The sequence below is a fragment of the Mycobacterium paraseoulense genome, from assembly GCF_010731655.1.
In the GTDB taxonomy this organism is placed as follows: domain Bacteria; phylum Actinomycetota; class Actinomycetes; order Mycobacteriales; family Mycobacteriaceae; genus Mycobacterium; species Mycobacterium paraseoulense.
Window position 1 is genome coordinate 3,650,264 of the sequence record NZ_AP022619.1, and the last position, 16,764, is coordinate 3,667,027.

19 protein-coding genes are annotated in these 16,764 nt (G+C 68.6%); 8 read left to right on the top strand and 11 right to left on the bottom strand.

Annotated features, from left to right (window positions below; genetic code table 11):
• Nucleotides 1–3: 3 nt before the first annotated feature.
• Nucleotides 4–1,632 (bottom strand): peptide ABC transporter substrate-binding protein, encoded by a 1,629-nt coding sequence (locus tag G6N51_RS17025; RefSeq protein ID WP_163750737.1) that lies wholly within the window; start codon nt 1,630–1,632, stop codon nt 4–6.
• A gap of 75 nt (nt 1,633–1,707) precedes the next feature.
• Between G6N51_RS17025 and G6N51_RS17030 the strand changes: the two genes are divergently transcribed.
• The gene (locus G6N51_RS17030; protein WP_083173457.1) at nt 1,708–2,532 is read left to right on the top strand and encodes an LppU/SCO3897 family protein; all 825 of its coding nucleotides are present in this window, start codon (nt 1,708–1,710) and stop codon (nt 2,530–2,532) included.
• Between the two features lie 3 nt (nt 2,533–2,535).
• On the opposite strand, the gene G6N51_RS17035 is transcribed toward G6N51_RS17030, so the two are convergent.
• Nucleotides 2,536–3,078 (bottom strand): DUF4232 domain-containing protein, encoded by a 543-nt coding sequence (locus G6N51_RS17035; RefSeq protein WP_174814322.1) that lies wholly within the window; start codon nt 3,076–3,078, stop codon nt 2,536–2,538.
• A 115-nt stretch (nt 3,079–3,193) separates the two neighbouring features.
• Here G6N51_RS17035 and acs point away from each other — a divergent pair, with 115 nt between their 5' ends.
• Nucleotides 3,194–5,143 carry an acetate--CoA ligase gene (gene acs, locus G6N51_RS17040; protein WP_083173458.1) on the top strand — a complete coding sequence of 650 codons (1,950 nt, stop codon included), beginning with the start codon at nt 3,194–3,196 and terminating at the stop codon, nt 5,141–5,143.
• 5 nt (nt 5,144–5,148) lie between these two features.
• On the opposite strand, the gene G6N51_RS17045 is transcribed toward acs, so the two are convergent.
• A complete protein-coding gene (locus tag G6N51_RS17045; RefSeq protein WP_083173459.1) occupies nt 5,149–5,844 on the bottom strand; it encodes a chymotrypsin family serine protease in 696 nt (231 codons plus the stop codon).
• A gap of 205 nt (nt 5,845–6,049) precedes the next feature.
• On the opposite strand from G6N51_RS17045, the gene G6N51_RS17050 reads away from it, so the two are divergent.
• Both G6N51_RS17050 and G6N51_RS17055 read left to right on the top strand, forming a co-directional pair.
• On the top strand, nt 6,050–6,577 hold the full coding sequence (locus G6N51_RS17050) for a phage holin family protein (RefSeq protein ID WP_083173460.1): 528 nt from the start codon (nt 6,050–6,052) through the stop codon (nt 6,575–6,577).
• On the top strand, nt 6,578–7,522 hold the full coding sequence (locus G6N51_RS17055; RefSeq protein ID WP_083173461.1) for an alpha/beta fold hydrolase: 945 nt from the start codon (nt 6,578–6,580) through the stop codon (nt 7,520–7,522).
• Here G6N51_RS17055 and marP read toward each other — a convergent pair.
• Genes marP through nth form a run of 4 tightly spaced genes read right to left on the bottom strand, consistent with a single transcriptional unit; the run spans nt 7,515 to nt 10,908 of the window.
• Nucleotides 7,515–8,708, bottom strand: coding sequence for an acid resistance serine protease MarP (marP, locus tag G6N51_RS17060; RefSeq protein WP_142275087.1), 1,194 nt, complete (start codon nt 8,706–8,708; stop codon nt 7,515–7,517). The genes G6N51_RS17055 and marP overlap by 8 nt on opposite strands.
• Nucleotides 8,709–8,719: 11 nt before the next feature.
• Nucleotides 8,720–9,541 (bottom strand): NUDIX hydrolase, encoded by an 822-nt coding sequence (locus G6N51_RS17065; RefSeq protein WP_083173518.1) that lies wholly within the window; start codon nt 9,539–9,541, stop codon nt 8,720–8,722.
• Nucleotides 9,542–9,570: 29 nt separating this feature from the next.
• Nucleotides 9,571–10,218 (bottom strand): TlpA family protein disulfide reductase, encoded by a 648-nt coding sequence (locus G6N51_RS17070; RefSeq protein ID WP_083173463.1) that lies wholly within the window; start codon nt 10,216–10,218, stop codon nt 9,571–9,573.
• A 9-nt stretch (nt 10,219–10,227) separates the two neighbouring features.
• Complete coding sequence (nth, locus tag G6N51_RS17075) at nt 10,228–10,908, bottom strand: endonuclease III (protein WP_083173464.1); 681 nt, start codon at nt 10,906–10,908, stop codon at nt 10,228–10,230.
• 173 nt (nt 10,909–11,081) lie between these two features.
• Here nth and G6N51_RS17080 point away from each other — a divergent pair, with 173 nt between their 5' ends.
• Nucleotides 11,082–11,477: a hypothetical protein gene (locus G6N51_RS17080; protein ID WP_232078418.1), complete on the top strand. Its 396-nt coding sequence runs from the start codon at nt 11,082–11,084 to the stop codon at nt 11,475–11,477.
• Between the two features lie 99 nt (nt 11,478–11,576).
• The gene (gene crp / locus G6N51_RS17085) at nt 11,577–12,251 is read left to right on the top strand and encodes a cAMP-activated global transcriptional regulator CRP (protein WP_007166630.1); all 675 of its coding nucleotides are present in this window, start codon (nt 11,577–11,579) and stop codon (nt 12,249–12,251) included.
• A 131-nt stretch (nt 12,252–12,382) separates the two neighbouring features.
• Here crp and G6N51_RS17090 read toward each other — a convergent pair whose 3' ends face one another.
• Genes G6N51_RS17090 through G6N51_RS17100 form a run of 3 tightly spaced genes read right to left on the bottom strand, consistent with a single transcriptional unit; the run spans nt 12,383 to nt 13,797 of the window.
• Nucleotides 12,383–13,174: an MBL fold metallo-hydrolase gene (locus tag G6N51_RS17090; RefSeq protein WP_083173466.1), complete on the bottom strand. Its 792-nt coding sequence runs from the start codon at nt 13,172–13,174 to the stop codon at nt 12,383–12,385.
• On the bottom strand, nt 13,171–13,635 hold the full coding sequence (locus G6N51_RS17095) for a RidA family protein (protein ID WP_083173467.1): 465 nt from the start codon (nt 13,633–13,635) through the stop codon (nt 13,171–13,173). Before G6N51_RS17095 ends, G6N51_RS17090 begins: the two co-directional genes overlap by 4 nt.
• Nucleotides 13,636–13,797, bottom strand: a complete 162-nt coding sequence (locus G6N51_RS17100) for a DUF4177 domain-containing protein (protein WP_142275089.1) — start codon at nt 13,795–13,797, stop codon at nt 13,636–13,638.
• A 77-nt stretch (nt 13,798–13,874) separates the two neighbouring features.
• Between G6N51_RS17100 and G6N51_RS17105 the strand changes: the two genes are divergently transcribed.
• On the top strand, nt 13,875–14,894 hold the full coding sequence (locus G6N51_RS17105; RefSeq protein WP_083173468.1) for an ArsA-related P-loop ATPase: 1,020 nt from the start codon (nt 13,875–13,877) through the stop codon (nt 14,892–14,894).
• Nucleotides 14,891–16,048, top strand: coding sequence for an ArsA family ATPase (locus G6N51_RS17110; RefSeq protein ID WP_083173469.1), 1,158 nt, complete (start codon nt 14,891–14,893; stop codon nt 16,046–16,048). Before G6N51_RS17105 ends, G6N51_RS17110 begins: the two co-directional genes overlap by 4 nt.
• Nucleotides 16,049–16,069: 21 nt before the next feature.
• On the opposite strand, the gene G6N51_RS17115 is transcribed toward G6N51_RS17110, so the two are convergent.
• Nucleotides 16,070–16,420, bottom strand: coding sequence for a WhiB family transcriptional regulator (locus tag G6N51_RS17115; RefSeq protein WP_083173470.1), 351 nt, complete (start codon nt 16,418–16,420; stop codon nt 16,070–16,072).
• Nucleotides 16,421–16,764: the final 344 nt, after the last annotated feature.

A 16,764-nucleotide genomic window follows, 5' to 3' on the forward strand; every position in this document is an offset into this window, starting at 1 on the left:
CGTTCAAGCCTTGACGATGTTCTCGTAGTCGGGCAATCCGTTCCAGGTGAGCTTGACGCCGCTCACCTGCGACGACCATCCGACCACCGCGATGTAGTACCACAGCGGCACGGCGGGCATGTCGCGCAACAGGATTCGTTGGGCCTTATTGACCAGCACATCCGCCTGCGCCAGGTCGGGTGCGGCCTCGGCGGCCGCCAGGCCGGCGTCGAACTCGCGGTTCGAGTATCCGACGTCGTTGGATCCCGCTCCGGTGGCGTACAGCGGGGCCAGGAACTCGATCATCGACGGGTAGTCGCCGATCCAGCCCGCGCGGAACGCGGTATCGATGGTGTGGTTGGTGATCTGGGTGCGGAAACCCGCGAACGTGGGGTGCGGCGCGCCGACGGCATCGATGCCCAGCACGTTCTTGATGCTGTTGGCCACCGCGTCGACCCACTCTTGATGGCCGCTGTCGGCGTTGTATGCGATCCAGTACCGCCCGCTCCACGGCGAGATCGCGTTGGCTCGCGCCCAGAGTTGGCGTGCCCGTGCGGGATCGAAGTCCAACGCGTCGTTGCCCGGGATGTTCGGGTCGAATCCGGGCAGCGAGCTGGCGGTGAAATCGCGGGCCGGGCTGCGGGTGCCGTTGAAGATCTGCTGACAGATCTGCGGCCGGTTGATGGCCGCCGACAGCGCCAAGCGGCGCAACCGACCTTCTTCGCCCCCGAAATGGGGTAGCCGCAACGGCGTGTCGAGCGATTGGCTGACCGCGACGGGTCCGCTGGCGGCGTTGCCGCCCAGGTCACGCTTGTAGATCGTCAGCGCACTGGACGGAATCGTGTCCAGCACGTCGAGGTTGCCCGACAGCAGGTCGGCGTAGGCGGTGTCCAGGCTGGCGTAGAACTCGAACCTCAAACCTTTGTTGTGGGGTTTGCGATTGCCGTGGTAGGCGGGGTTGGGTTTCAAGTCGATCTTGACGTTGTGTTCCCAGGCCGGCCCGTCGGGACCGTCCGCCAACTCGTACGGGCCGTTGCCGACGGGGTGGCGGCCGAACGCGGCCATGTCCCGAAAAGCCTTGTCCGGCAACGGGTAGAACGCATTGTGTCCTAGCCGCAACGTGAAGTCGACGGTCGGTGCCTTGAGCCGCACATCGAACTCGAGATCATTGACCACTTGCAGCCCGGACATGGTGGTCCGAGCCGGCTTCCCGTCTCCGGTGCGGCCGGCGACCTCGTCGTACCCGACGATCGGGCTGAAAAAGCTCTGTTGCAGTTGGGCATTGGTACTCAGGGCCCCGTAGTTCCACGCGTCGACGAACGAATGCGCCGTCACCGGTGAGCCGTCGGTGAATTTCCAGCCGGGCTTGAGGATGATGCGGTAGTTGATGTTGTCGGTCGTCTCGACCGACCGCGCCACTTCCGGCGACGGTTTGCCCGCGGCGTCATAGGACACCAAACCGGCGAACAGCCGGTCCAGGATCCGCCCTCCGAGGCTGTCGTTCGTGGCGGTCGGAATCAGCGGGTTGGGCGGTTCGCCGCCGTTCACCACGACCGACTCAGGGGTCAGCGCCCCGCCGCCGCAGCCGCCCAGCGTTGCGGCCGCCAGCAGCCCGGCGACGAAGACCGGCAAGGCGGCCCGCTTCCGACGCATGACACCCGACCCTAGGGCCTGCCACGGCGATCGGGTGAAGTGCCCGGCGAGGGCCCGCGAAATTAGAATCCTGTCGTGACTGTCGCGTATCTGGCTTCGGACAGACCGGGTCTGCTGGCGGGGGAACTGATCTTCGCGTTCGGCCTTCCCGCAATCGGATTGATCTGTCTGATCGCCGGCCTGCTGGAGCGCTCGCGCAGACGTCCACCGGTCCCGCCTCCGTACAACGCCGGCCATCCGTATCCGCCCCCACCGCCGATGGGCTATCCGGGCCCGTACCCCGCTCCGCCGCCTGTCCCGGGCTATCCGCCCGCCGTGCCGCCGCGGCGGCCGACGAGCAAGTCGGCCACCACGCTGATCACCGTCGGCGCCGTCCTGCTGGGGCTGGGCGGGCTGAACATCTTCTTCCATGCGACGCGCGCCTTGTCGAGCGACGAGCGTGACTCGCCCACGACCGCCCAGCCAACCCCATCGACCAGAGCCGCGATGCCCGAAATAGGTCAGTGCTTCACCGAATTCGAGGTCCGTATGGGTTCGCTCAACCATCCGACCGACTGCGGTGATCCTGTGGCGACCTATGAGCTCGCCGCCAAAGGCGGGCCGACGGCGACATGCCCCGACAACAAGCGCGGCGGCTCTGTCTACGCGCGCCTCACCAACGAATCCCACACACTGTGTTTTGCCGCCAACCTCAAACAAGGGCTCTGCTACCTGAGGACCGACCAGCGCGAGACGACGACGTGGACACCGGTCGATTGCGCTGAAGCACGCTTCGCAAGATTCAAGGTCGACAAGCGCATTGACGGCAGCGCCGACGAAACGCAATGTCCGCCGTGGACAAAGGCCAACGCGTACCCCACGCCGCCGCGGGTCTACTGCCTGGCGCAAGCCGACTCGTGACGCTCAGACCGGCGTGACGGGGTGCACCTGCAGCGCGCAGGCGTCGATGGTGGCCTGCACGGTCAGCACCACGGTGGTGTCCGGCGGGTTGACCAGCAACTCGGTGTAGGTGGGGCACGGGTGCCCGTCGGCGTCGATGGCGATGCCCTCCACGACGGCCTGCCCCTGCGTGGACAGGGACAGGATGACGGTGGGCGGCACGTCGGCGCCGCCCGGCAGGCCGCCCATGTAGCCGCGCAGCGTGGGCTCGGCATGAATGAGCGGGCCCCCGGCACCGGAGTCGACCCCCGGATAGCCGGTCAGCGTGCAGGGCTCCGCGCCGCCGGCGAGGCTGAACACCAGGGTGGTCGCTCGGTGCCCGACGGCGGCCTGGGCCGGCGAGGCGGTGACGGCGATCTGGTCCGACCAGCACGGGGCGGGCGCGTCGGCGGTGTCGGTGGGCATGGCCCACGCCGGAACCCCCGGCATGGCGATGGCCGCGTAACCCGTTGCGGCCGCGGCGAAGCTGGGAACTAGTCGGCGGATGCGCCGCCCGCGGCCCGGCACACCGGTGATTATCCGGCATCGGTCCGCGCTTTGGCCTCGGTTTCGAGCGGTCCATTTCACCTTCTAGGGCTAGGCTCTCTGACGATTGACGAGCCTCGACATTAGGAGGAAGCCAGTGACCACCACCGACGCCGTAGGCCCGTCGTCGTTCCCCCCGCCGCCTGGGTTCGCCGAACAGGCCAACGCGGGCGAGGAGTTGTATCGCGAGGCCGACGAGGACCGGCTGGCCTTCTGGGCCAAGCAGGCGAACCGGCTCTCCTGGTCGACGCCCTTCACCGAGGTGCTCGATTGGTCGCAGGCGCCGTTCGCGAAGTGGTTCGCCGACGGCAAACTCAACGTCGCCTACAACTGCGTGGACCGCCACGTGGAGGCAGGCCACGGGGACCGGGTCGCCATCCACTGGGAGGGCGAGCCGGGCGACAGCCGCAGCCTGACCTACGCCGAGCTGCAGGCCGAGGTGTGCAAGGCGGCCAACGCGCTGACCGGACTGGGGCTGGTCGCCGGCGACCGCGTCGCGATCTATATGCCGTTGATCCCGGAAGCGGTGATATCGATGCTCGCCTGCGCCCGGCTGGGCATCATGCACAGCGTCGTGTTCGCCGGCTTCACCGCCAAGGCGCTACGGGCGCGCATCGCCGATGCCCAGGCCAAATTGGTGATCACCAGCGACGGGCAGTTCCGCCGCGGCAAGCCCGCACCGTTGAAGGACGCCGCCGACGAGGCGGTCGACGATCCCGAGAGCCCCGTCGAACGCATCCTGGTGGTGCGGCGCACCGGGATCGACGTGTCGTGGAACGACGACCGCGACGTGTGGTGGCACGACGTCGTCGACGCCGCGTCGCCCGAACACACGCCGGAGCCCTTCGACGCGGAGCAGCCGCTGTTCCTGCTGTACACCTCCGGCACCACCGGCAAGCCCAAGGGCATCGTGCACACCAGCGGCGGCTACCTGACCCAGTGCTCCTACACGCACTACTACATCTTCGACATCAAGCCCGAACGCGACGTCTTCTGGTGCACCGCCGATATCGGCTGGGTCACCGGGCACACCTACGGGGTCTACGGGCCGCTGTCCAACGGCGCCACCGAGGTCCTCTACGAGGGCACGCCCGACTCGCCCACCCAGCACCGGCACTTCGAGATCATCGAAAAGTACGGCGTGACAATCTATTACACCGCGCCCACGCTCATCCGAACCTTCATGAAGTGGGGGCGCGAGATCCCCGACGCGCACGACCTGTCCAGCCTGCGACTGCTGGGCACGGTGGGCGAGCCGATCAACCCCGAGGCGTGGCGCTGGTACCGCACGGTGATCGGCGCCGAGCGCCTTCCGATCGTGGACACCTGGTGGCAGACCGAAACGGGTGCCGCGATGATCTCCCCGCTGCCCGGGGTCGCCACCGCCAAACCCGGCTCGGCGATGCGGCCGCTGCCGGGCATCTCCGCGAGCATCGTCGACGACCACGGCGACGAACTGGTGCCAACCGTCCACCACGGCGAACACGTCACCGGGTACCTGGTTTTGGATCAACCGTGGCCGTCCATGCTGCGCGGCATCTGGGGTGATCCCGAGCGATACGTCGAGACCTACTGGTCCAGGTTCGCCGAGCAGGGCTGGTATTTCGCCGGTGACAGCGCCTATTACGACCGCGACGGCGCCATCTGGGTGGTGGGCCGCATCGACGACGTGATGAACGTGTCGGGGCATCGGCTCTCGAGTGCCGAACTGGAGTCGGCGCTGGTCGGCCACCACGGGGTGGCCGAAGCCGCGGTGGTCGCCAAGTCCGACGCGACCACGGGCCAAGCCGTCTGCGCCTTCGTCGTCTTGTGCGCCGAGTACGAGGTGCACGACGGGGTCGTCGACGAGCTGCGCGCCGAGGTGGCCCGGGAGATCTCACCCATCGCCAAGCCGCGGGAGATCCACGTGGTGCCGGAGCTGCCCAAGACTCGCAGCGGCAAGATCATGCGCAGGCTGCTGCGCGACATCGCCGAGAACCGCGAACTGGGCGACACGTCGACACTGCTCGACCCCGGCGTCTTCGACGCGATCCAAGCCTCGAAATAGCCGCCTCAGGCCGGTAGCGGCGTGAACCCCGCACCGGGCCGGTGCTTGGCGTTGACGTCGGCCAGGATCGCGTTGAACGACTGCACCACGGCCGGCGTGTGCAGCGGGATGTACTTGATGACGCAGGTCGGCAGGTTGTCGCTGAACGCCCCGTGGATCATGCCGACCAGCATGTTGTTGACGGTCACCGGCGCCCCCGAGTCACCCGGCTGCCCGCAGACCTGCATGACGATGGTGCCCGGGTCCTGGCCCGGCCCCCAGGTGACGCCGCACGAGTTTCCGGTGGTCCGGCCCTGCTTGCAGGCGATCTCGCCGAAGGCCGGATCCGGGCCGAGGCCGTTGATCGCGAAGCCGTTGTAGTTGGCCGTCGGGGTCACCTTGGCCGGATCGAATTTGATGACGGCGTAGTCGAGGTTGTCGTTGCCGGCCACCATGGTGCCCAGGACACCGGCGTTCTCGGCGCCCTCGGCGGCCACCTGCGCGCCCGGACCACCGCAGTGCGCGGAGGTGAAGCCGATCAGCTCACCGGCGGCATCACCGCCGATGGTCGTCAGGGTGCACATCGTGTCCCCGTTGATCACGATGCCGGCACCGCCGCCCATCGGGATCCGGACATCGGCGGCCGCCGCCCGGGCGGGGCAACCCACCAGTACCAAGAGGACCGCCGCAATTGCCGCCACGAAGCACCGCGCCGTCTGCACAGCACCCCTCCCATCGACAGGCCGGACCCGGACCGGCGAGGCCAGTCTAGTCGGCCACGCACCTCGCCCGCCGTGCCGCGCACAGCGGGCGATCGCGTCCGCGCATGGATGGCCCGGTCTGCGGCTGGCCTCGTCTGGCAAAGCGCCGCATGGCAACATGAACCGCGACGATGAAGCCGGGCAATGACGAAAGAGGGGACCGTCTGTGAGCAAAGCCGATGGCAAGAACGGTGTGCCCAGCACTCTGACCACAATCCCCCTGACCGACCCGCACGCCCGGCCCGCGGAGCCCTCGATCGGCGACCTGATCAAGGACGCGACCACGCAGGTCTCCACGCTGGTGCGCGCCGAGGTCGAACTGGCCCGGGCGGAGATCACCCGGGACGTCAAAAAGGGCCTGACCGGCAGCGTGTACTTCATCGCCGCGCTGGTGGTGCTGTTCTACTCGACGTTCTTTTTCTTCTTCTTCGTCGCCGAACTGCTCGACACCTGGTTGTGGCGCTGGGTGGCGTTCCTCATCGTGTTCGGGGTCCAGGTGGTGGTCGGGGCCCTGCTGGCCCTGCTGGGCTTCCTCAAGGTGCGCCGGATCCGGGGCCCGCGGCAGACCATCGAATCGGTCAAGGAGACCCGCACCGCCCTCACGCCGGGCCACGACAAGCCGCAAGGCGCCGCCAAGCAGCTCGCCGAGCACGGCAAGCACGAAAGGCCCGAAACCGATCCATCGGGCTGGTAAGTGGCCCCGCCGGATCCGTCGGTAACCCGCATCGACGGGCCATGGCGCCACTTCGACGTACACGCCAACGGCATCCGGTTTCACGTCGTCGAGGCCCTGCCCGCCGACAGCACACCGCCCACCGCTCGGCCCCTCGTCATGTTGCTGCACGGTTTCGGCTCGTTCTGGTGGTCGTGGCGTCATCAGTTGCGGGGACTGACCGGGGCGCGGGTGGTCGCGGTCGACCTGCGCGGGTACGGCGGCAGCGATAAACCGCCCCGCGGCTACGACGGGTGGACGCTGGCCGGCGACACCGCCGGCCTCATTCGCGCGCTGGGGCACTCGTCGGCGACGCTGGTCGGTCACGCCGACGGCGGGCTGGCCTGCTGGGCCACCGCGCTCCTGCACGCGCGGTTGGTGTCGGCCATCGCATTGATCAGCTCGCCGCACCCGGCGGCGCTGCGCCGGTCCACGCTGACCCGGCGCGACCAGCGCCACGCCCTGTTGCCGACGTTGCTGCGCTACCAGGTGCCCGTCTGGCCGGAGCGCCTGCTGACCCGCGACAACGCGGCCGAGATCGAACGCCTCGTCCGCCGCCGCAGCAGCACCAAATGGCTTGCGTCGGAGGACTTTTCCGAATCCATCGGTCACCTGCGGACCGCGATCCAGATTCCGTCGGCGGCGCACTGCGCGCTGGAATACCAGCGCTGGGCCGTGCGCAGTCAGCTGCGCGACGAGGGCCGCCGCTTCATGAAATCGATGTGCCAACAGCTCAGCGTGCCGCTGCTGCACCTGCGCGGTGACGCCGATCCCTACGTGCTGGCCGACCCGGTCGACCGGACGCGGCGGTATGCCCCGCAGGGGCGCTATGTATCCATCGCCGGCGCAGGGCATTTCAGCCACGAAGAGGCGCCCGGGGAAATCAACAGGCACCTGATGAAGTTCCTCGACTCCGCCATCAGCTGACGCAGGACCCGGTGGCCACCTGCTGGGTGTCGCCGATCTTGGCGAGCTGACCGGCCACCTCGTCGGCCGTCAGCACGAAACCCGTGTCGGGGTCGTCGACGGCCGCACCGAACACCACGCCGAGCACCTGACCGTTCAGGTCGATCAGCGGTCCGCCCGAATTGCCTTGCTCCACATTGGCTCTGATGGTGTACACGTCGCGGGTCACCGGCGCCGGATCGCGGTAGATGTCGGGGCCGCTGAGCTTGATGACCTCGCGGATGCGGGCCGGGGTTGCGGTGAAGTTACCGCCGCCCGGGTACCCCAACACCACGACGCTGGTACCGGTTTTCGCTTCGGCCTGGGCGAAGGCCAACGGCTGGGGCGGCAGGTTGGGGACCGCGAGGATGGCGATGTCGACCGACGGGTCGTAGGACACGACGGTGGCGTCCAGCGGGCTGCCGCTGGCGTAGATCTGCACGCTGTTGGAACCGGCCACCACGTGCGCGTTGGTCATCACCCGGTCCGGGGCGATCACAAATCCACTGCCCTCCAACACTTTCTGGCAGCTCGGGGCCAGGCTGCGCACCTTGACGACGCTGGGCGCGGCGGCCTGCACCACCGGGTTGTTGGCCAGGGCCGGGTCGGGCGAGGCGACGGGAATCACCGGCGTGCGGCTGAACGGCTCCAGCACCGCGGGCAGGCCGGAGGTGTTCAGCAGGGCCGAGAGCCGCTTGGGCACCGTCTTCAACCACGGCGGGGCAACCTCGTTGACCTGGGCCAGCACCCGCGAGCCGCGGACCGCGGCGGCCAGTTCCGGCTGGTCCTTGGACTGGGTCAGGGGCGTCGCCAGCAGCCAGGCCGCGGTCAACACCACGATCAGCTGGACCCCCACCCCGATGAAGGAGTCGACCGTGCGGATCATGCGGCTGCGGATCGCGCCCCGGACCGCCCGCCCCAACACCACTCCCGCGACCTCGCCGATGACCACCAGCGCGAGGATCAGGAATAGGGCCGCGAACAGCTTGGCCCTGGGCGCGGCGATGTGGCTGACGAGGTGGGGCGCCAGCAGCACGCCCGCGATCGCGCCGAGCAAGACGCCGACGAACGACAGCAACGAGCCCAGCGCACCGGAACGCCAGCCCGACACGGCCGCGATGAAGGCGACCGCCAGCACGGCCACGTCAAGCCATTGCGACGGGGTCATCGAATTCAGGTTCATCGCGGGGGCCCACCCTGATCGCCGACCAGCGCCATCGCCGCGTCCAACTCGCGGACGTCGGTGGTGTCCCAGGGCTGGGCCCAGCCGGCGACGTCGAGCATCGCAGAGATCACCTGGCCAGTGAATCCCCAGACCAGCATCTCGTTCAGCAGAAACGCCGGTCCGGCCCACCTGCGGCCGAGATCGCCCCGGTACACCATCAGCCGGTTGGCCGGGTTGATGAAGGCGCGCACCGGAACCCGCGCGACGATCGCGGTTTCCGCCTCGTTGACGACGGCGACCGGCCCGGGATCGGGCGAGTACGCCAGCACCGGGACGACGTGAAACCGCGACGGCGCGATGAACGTGCGTTCCATCGTGACCAAGGGACGCAGCCGGGACACGTCGATCCCGGTCTCCTCCTGGGCTTCTCGCAGGGCGGTGGTCACCGGCCCGTCATCGGTGGGATCGGATGCGCCGCCGGGAAACGCCGCCTGACCGGCGTGATGGCGCAGCGTCGAGGCCCGGACGGTGACCAGCAGGTCCGCGTCGTCGGGGAGGCTGCCGTCGCCCGGCGCGGATGCGGGCCCCGAGAACAGCACCAGGACGGCGGCGTCGCGGCCGCCGCCGCGCATCGCCGACAACGACGAGGCGGCCTTGCCGGTGATCATCGCCAGCACGTCGGCCGGTAGCCGGCGCCGGTACGCGTCCGGCATCCGCGCGACGTTGTCGACCAGGGGGCGCAGCCACGCCGGTGAGGCCTCGGGCGTCAGCGGAACCGTCCCGCGCGCGCGGGCCGAGATCCCACCGTCCGCGCGGGGCGTACCCCCGACACTCACCGGGCGCTCCAGTCGGTCCAATTTGCGGTTTATCCCTTGTCATTTCCGACCGCGGCGGCGATCTCGTCGGCACTTCCGAAAGCCCGCGGCAGCATCTGCGCAACGGTACCGTCCGGCCGCAGAACCACCGTCGCAGGCATTACGTTTACCACGCCCAGGGCCGCGGCGACCCGGCGGCGGCCGTCCTGCAGCGTCGGCAGCCGAACACCCAGTTCGGCCAGCCGCAACAATGCCGCGGTCTCGTTCTCGTCTTGATGCACGGTCAGCACCGTCACGTTCGGCCCCACTCGCCGTTGATATTCGGCCATCGCGGGCAGTTCGGCCGCACAGGGCGCACACCAATACGCCCAGAGGTTGAGGACCACCCGGCGCCCGGCCAGCGCGCGGGCCACATCGACGACAGAACCGTCCGCTGCGCACTCGGCCGTGACGCCGCGCAGCGCCTCGGGGCCGGGCCCGCCGCCCGCGGCGGGACAGGGCGCCAGGTCGGCCCGCCGCCGCGGACCCGCCAGCGCGGCCGCCGTGTCGGCGTCGCGGTGTTCGCGGTCGGGCGCGTTCACTCCGGTGCCGGGCTTCGACGTCGTGGCGGACTCGTCGCGCAGCTGGGCCACCAGGGCGGCGGTCAGCGCCGCGACCACCGCGAGGATCGCGATCGTCCAGCGCGTGGTGCGCGTCAAGGCCGTGCCCTACAGGCCGGCCAGGGCCAGCAGGTGCTCGGTTTCCGGCCCCCGCACCAGCGGCGCGGCCAGCAGCGGCTCGGTGGGACCGAGGCCGAACGAGGGGCAGTCCTTGGCCACCACGCACACGCCGCAGGCCGGCTTGCGCGCGTGGCACACCCGGCGGCCGTGGAAGATCACGCGGTGGCTCAACATGGTCCACTCGCTGCGTTCGATCAGCTCGCTCGCCGCGCGCTCGATCTTGACCGGGTCCTTATCGGCGGTCCAGCGCCACCGGTGCAGCAGCCGCGCGAAATGGGTGTCGACCGTGATGCCGGGGACGCCGAAGGCGTTGCCCAGGATCACGTTGGCGGTCTTGCGGCCCACCCCGGGCAGCGTGACCAGTTCCTCCATGGTGGAGGGCACCTCGCCGTCGAACCGTTCGACCAGGGCCTGCCCAAGGCCGATGAGGGAGGTCGCCTTGTTCCGGAAGAACCCCGTCGGACGGATCAGGTTTTCCAGTTCGTCGCGGTCGGCCTGGGCGTAGTCCAGCGCCGACGGGTAGCGCTTGAACAACGCCGGCGTCGTCAGGTTCACCCGTTTGTCGGTGCTCTGCGCGGACAGGATGGTGGCGACCGTCAGCTCGAGCGCTGTGGTGAAGTCCAGCTCGCAGTGCGCGTCCGGAAACGCCTGCGCCAGCGCCCGATTCATCCGGCGGGCCCGGCGCACCAAGCCGACTCGGGTCTCCTCGGACCAGCGCCGTGCGGCGTCGCCGCCCGGAGGTGCCGGCGTGGACTTCGTGCGCCCGGACGACTTAGCCGCTGTCACCTACGACAGAGTACTGATTTCGTGATCTCGTCGAGACCTCGTGTTGATTGAAGGCCATGTTTACTCTCCTTGTGTCCTGGTTGCTGGTGGCGGGCGTTCCGGTGCTGCTGATGCTGGCGGCGCTCGGCTTGGGCCGGCTCGAGCGGGGCCTGGCCCGCGACGACGTCGCGGTGCTGGCGGTCACCGAGCTCTTCGAGCGCGTCGAGTTCGTCGACATGCACACGCTGGCCCGGGAGGGCATGCCGGAGGCGCTGGAATACCTGCACCGCCGCGAGGCTCGGGAACTGTCGGAGGCCGCGCTGGCCGGGCTGACGGCCCGGCCGCGGCACGCGGCGCCGTCGTTTGCCGCCAGCTTCGTCGACCACGCGGAGCTGACATTGCCGACGCGAATACACCCGCATTCGCGGAGCAATCCGCAGTTTAAGGCCACTCGACCCGTCAATCGTGTGTAGCGTTGCACGTTGGACAAAATGTCCTACCGCTAGACTCATCACGCGAGCACGGGATTAACCTGCCCGTAGCACCATTCATTGGAAATCTGAAGAGGCAATGTGGACGAGATCCTGGCAAGGGCAGGAATCTTCCAAGGGGTTGAGCCCAGCGCCGTCGCCGCGCTGACCAAGCAACTGCAACCCGTCGACTTCCCCCGTGGGCACACGGTCTTCGCCGAAGGCGAGCCGGGCGATCGGCTGTACATCATCGTCTCGGGGAAGGTGAAGATCGGCCGCCGCTCACCCGACGGCCGGGAGAACTTGCTGACGATCATGGGCCCGTCGGACATGTTCGGTGAGTTGTCGATCTTCGACCCCGGCCCGCGGACTTCCAGCGCGACCACCATCACCGAGGTGCGCGCGGTGTCGATGGACCGCGACGCGCTGCGGGCGTGGATCGCCGATCGTCCCGAGATCGCCGAGCAGCTGTTGCGGGTGCTGGCCCGACGGCTGCGCCGCACCAACAACAACCTGGCCGACCTGATCTTCACCGACGTGCCCGGCCGCGTGGCCAAGCAGCTGCTTCAGCTCGCCCAGCGTTTCGGCACTCAGGAGGGTGGCGCGATGCGGGTCACCCACGACCTGACCCAGGAGGAGATCGCCCAGCTGGTGGGCGCGTCCAGGGAGACGGTGAACAAGGCGCTGGCCGATTTCGCCCACCGGGGCTGGATCCGCCTGGAGGGCAAGAGTGTGCTGATTTCGGACTCCGAAAGGCTGGCCCGCCGAGCGAGGTAAGCGCGCGCGGAGCGCGGGCGCAACCGAGCGAGAATCGAACCACCAGCTGTAAGCACGCTAATTGCGCCGAGTTCGGCCTTATCCACGCGCTCTCTCGAACTTGCCGTGATAGCCCCGATTTCGCTGCGAGTTCAGCGCTGCAAATAGTCGAGCTGCGCCTGAACGGACCATTCGGCGGCGTCCCAGAGTTTCTCGTCGACGTCTACATAGACGTGTTCGACGACCTGGCGCGCGGTGGCGTCCTCGCCGATGTCCCGCAGGGCCCCGCGCACCTGCTCGAGGCGTTCGTGCCGGTGAGTGAGGTAGCCCGACGCGACGGCCCCAAGGTCGGGCAGGTCGGGCCCGTGACCGGGCAGCACGGTCCGGCGCCCCAGCCCGCGCAGCCGGCGCAGCGACTCCAGGTAGTCGGCGAGGCTGCCGTCTTCCTTATCTATGACGGTGGTGCCGCGCCCCAGCACGCTGTCCGCGGTGAGCACGGCGTCGTCGAGCACGAACGAGAACGAGTCGGCGGTGTGGCCGGGGGTGGCCATCGCCGTGATCTTGAGGCCGGCCGCGTCGATCACCTCCCCGTCGGTGAGGTGGCCGCCAAGCCCGCGCAGGAATCCGCTGCCCGCCGAGCGCACGGTCGCGCCGGTCCGCTCGACCAGCTTGTCGATGCCGTCGGTGTGATCGCCGTGCCGGTGACTGATCAGCACCAGGGTGATCCGGCCCAGGTCGGCGACGCGGTCGATGTGTTTGTCGTCGTCCGGCCCGGGATCCACGACGACCATCTCGTCGCTGCCCTCGCCGCGCAGTACCCAGGTGTTGGTGCCCTCGAGCGTCAGCAAGCCGGGGTTGTCGGCCAACAGGACCGAGGCCGTGTCGGTGACCGCCCGCAGCCTGCCGTAGGCGGGATGGCTCAGCGACTCGGGTGCGTCGGTCACGGTCGTGAGCCGACCTCCACGATGAGCTCCACTTCCACCGGCGCGTCCAGCGGCAGCTCGGACACCCCGACCGCCGACCGCGCGTGCGCGCCGTCATCGCCGAACACCTCGGCGAGCAGCTCGGAAGCCCCGTTGATGACGCCGGGCTGGCCGTTGAAACCCGGTGCGGACGCGACGAATCCGACGACCTTGACCACTCGGGTCACCGCATCGATGCCCACCAGCGAATCGATGGCGGCCAAGGCGTTGAGCGCGCAGATCCGGGCCAGCGCCTTGCCGTCTTCCGGGCTGACCTGCGCCCCGACCTTGCCGGTCCCGGCCAGCTGTCCGGCCTGCATCGGCAGCTGACCGGCGGTGTAGACGAGGTCACCCGTTCGCACCGCGGGCACGTAGGCGGCCAGCGGCGCCACCACCTCCGGGAGCGCGACGCCGAGTTGCGCCAGCCGGGCCGACGCCGTCATCTACTTGGGGCGCTTCAGATACGCGACGTGTTGCTCACCGGTGGGACCGGGCAGTACGGACACCAGTTCCCAGCCGTCGGCACCCCACTGGTCGAGGATCTGTTTGGTGGCGTGGGTCAGCAGCGGGACCGTGACGTATTCCCAAGCGGTCGATTGGCTCATGGCGCGAGCTTATCGGTCGGATCTGAACGGCTCTGGCCTGCCCGGGGGCCTGGCGCCGGTCGGGCTAGCATGCGAAGGTGGCAAACACATCGAGCGGCGGTAGCGCCGTCGGCTGGCCGGCGCGGCTGTCGAAAGCGCGCCTGCATTTCGTCACCGGCAAAGGCGGTACGGGCAAGTCGACGGTAGCGGCCGCGCTGGCACTGACCCTGGCATCCGGAGGCCGCAAGGTGCTCCTCGTGGAAGTCGAAGGGCGGCAAGGCATTGCGCAGCTCTTCGACGTCCCGCCGCTGCCGTACCAGGAGGTCAAGATCGCGACCGCCGAACGCGGCGGACAGGTCAACGCCCTGGCGATCGACATCGAGGCGGCGTTCCTGGAGTACCTGGACATGTTCTACAACCTCGGCATCGCCGGGCGGGCGATGCGCCGCATCGGCGCCATCGAGTTCGCCACGACGATCGCGCCGGGCCTGCGCGACGTGCTGCTCACCGGGAAGATCAAGGAATCGGTGGTGCGCGTCGACAAGAACCGGCTTCCGGTTTACGACGCGGTTGTCGTCGACGCGCCACCGACGGGGCGAATCGCCCGCTTCCTGGACGTCACCAAGGCCGTGTCGGATCTGGCCAAGGGCGGGCCGGTGCACTCGCAGAGCGAGGGCGTGGTGAAGCTGCTGCACTCCGACCAGACGGCCATCCACCTGGTCACCCTGCTGGAGGCGCTGCCGGTGCAGGAGACGCTGGAAGCCATCGAGGAGCTCGCCGAGATGGAGCTGCCGATCGGCAGCGTGATCGTGAATCGCAACATCGCGTCGCACCTGCAGCCGGCCGACCTGGCGAAGGCCGCCGAGGGAGACGTGGACGCGGACTCGCTGCGGGCCGGGCTTCAGACGGCGGGGATCACGCTCAACGACGCCGACTTCGCCGGGCTGCTGACCGAAACCATCGAGCATGCGACGGTCATCGCCGCGCGGGCCGAGATCGCCCAGCAGCTGGACGCGTGGCAGGTGCCGCGCCTCGAACTGCCGGCGATCTCCGACGGTGTCGACCTCGGAAGCCTTTATGAGCTTTCGGAATCGCTTGCGCATCAGGGGGTTCGATGAGCACCACGCCGAATCGGCTTGACATGGCGACGATCCTGGCCGACACGACCAACCGGGTGGTGGTGTGCTGCGGCGCCGGCGGGGTGGGCAAGACCACCACCGCGGCCGCGATGGCGTTGCGCGCGGCCGAATACGGCCGCAACGTCTGCGTCCTGACGATCGACCCGGCCAAGCGATTGGCGCAGGCGCTGGGGGTCAACGACCTCGGTAACACCCCGCAGCGGGTGCCCCTGGCACCCGAGGTTCCCGGCGAGTTGCACGCGATGATGCTCGACATGCGTCGCACGTTCGACGAGATGGTGGTCCAGTACTCCGGAAACGGCCGGGCGCAAGCGATTCTGGACAACCAGTTCTATCAGACCGTCGCAAGCTCGCTCGCGGGGACGCAGGAGTACATGGCGATGGAGAAGCTGGGGCAGCTGCTGGCCGAGGACCGGTGGGACCTGGTGGTGGTGGACACCCCGCCGTCGCGCAACGCGCTGGACTTCCTGGACGCACCCAAACGACTGGGCAGTTTCATGGACAGCCGCTTGTGGCGGCTGCTGCTCGCGCCGGGCCGGGGTATAGGCCGATTGGTCACGGGTGCAATGGGTTTGGCAATGAAGGCGATGTCCACCGTGCTCGGCTCGCAGATGCTCAGCGACGCGGCGGCGTTCGTCCAGTCGCTGGACGCCACCTTCGGCGGATTCCGCGAGAAGGCGGATCGCACCTACGCGCTGCTCAAGAGGCGCGGTACGCAGTTCGTGGTGGTGTCGGCGGCCGAACCCGACGCGCTGCGCGAGGCCTCGTTCTTCGTCGACCGGTTGTCTCAAGAAGGCATGCCACTGGCGGGGCTGGTCTTGAATCGCACCCACCCGACGCTGTGTTCGTTACCCGCCGAGCGGGCGATCGATGGGGCCGAAACACTGGCGGCGCAGCCGAATTCCGGGGCGACGTCGCTGGCCGCGGCGGTGCTGGAGATTCATGCCGAACGCGCGCAGACCGCCAAGCGGGAGATCAGGTTGCTGTCGCGATTCACCGGGGCCAATCCGCACGTGCCGGTGGTCGGGGTCCCCTCGCTGCCGTTCGACGTCTCGGATCTGGAAGCGCTGCGCGCGCTCGCCGATCAGATCACTTCCACCGGCGACGATGCGGCGCGGGTGGCCGGGCGCTAGCAGCCCGCTCGAACCGCCGGGTCAGCCGACGTTGCGCGTCCGCCTCTTGTCGAAGAAGTCCGCCCAGGACACCACCTCGGGGTGCTGCTTGAGCAGGGCGCGGCGCTGACGCTCGGTCATGCCGCCCCAGACGCCGAACTCGACTTTGTTGTCCAGCGCGTCCGCGCCACACTCCTGCATGACCGGGCAGTGCCTGCAGATGACGGCGGCTTTGCGTTGGGCGGCTCCCCGAACGAAGAGTTCGTCCGGATCGGTGGTCCGGCACAGTGCTTTGGAAACCCAGGCGATTCGTTCTTCGGCGTCAACGCTGCGGAGTACCCCTTGTGCGGCCGCAATGTTTGTCCTACGCGCCGCAGGCCGTGTTCCTGACACGAGCTGGTCCCTTTCCCTACCGGCCGCCCTAGCGACCGCCCTCCTGGGGTGCAGATCCTGACCTGCGATCTACGCCACACTGTGTACATCGGTGTTACCTGAATCTCACCGTGTGTCTAAGTTAGGTGGTCAGCTGCCAATTGCGCAACAGTCCGATAACGCTTTTTTTGGGACGGGCGTGCCGTCTCGCCTCAGAAAGGGTCGGCGAGGAAGTGATCTTGCACACGTCCGTGGAGGCCTTCCACTGACGCGCGCGACAATTTTAACGCGGCGGCGGGGGTAAAGCGCTGGTCAATGACCGGGCAAAAAGTGGGCGAACGCGCAGCGTGGCGGCGTGACTGGGG

Coding starts and splice junctions, on each gene's coding strand:
- G6N51_RS17025 (WP_163750737.1), bottom strand. CDS start 1,632: ATGCGTCGGAAGCGGGCCGCCTTGCCGGTCTTCGTCGCCGGGCTGCTG.
- marP (WP_142275087.1), bottom strand. CDS start 8,708: ATGACCCCGTCGCAATGGCTTGACGTGGCCGTGCTGGCGGTCGCCTTC.
- nth (WP_083173464.1), bottom strand. CDS start 10,908: ATGAATCGGGCGCTGGCGCAGGCGTTTCCGGACGCGCACTGCGAGCTG.
- G6N51_RS17080 (WP_232078418.1), top strand. CDS start 11,082: ATGTTTACTCTCCTTGTGTCCTGGTTGCTGGTGGCGGGCGTTCCGGTG.
- G6N51_RS17095 (WP_083173467.1), bottom strand. CDS start 13,635: ATGACGGCGTCGGCCCGGCTGGCGCAACTCGGCGTCGCGCTCCCGGAG.
- G6N51_RS17100 (WP_142275089.1), bottom strand. CDS start 13,797: ATGAGCCAATCGACCGCTTGGGAATACGTCACGGTCCCGCTGCTGACC.
- G6N51_RS17110 (WP_083173469.1), top strand. CDS start 14,891: ATGAGCACCACGCCGAATCGGCTTGACATGGCGACGATCCTGGCCGAC.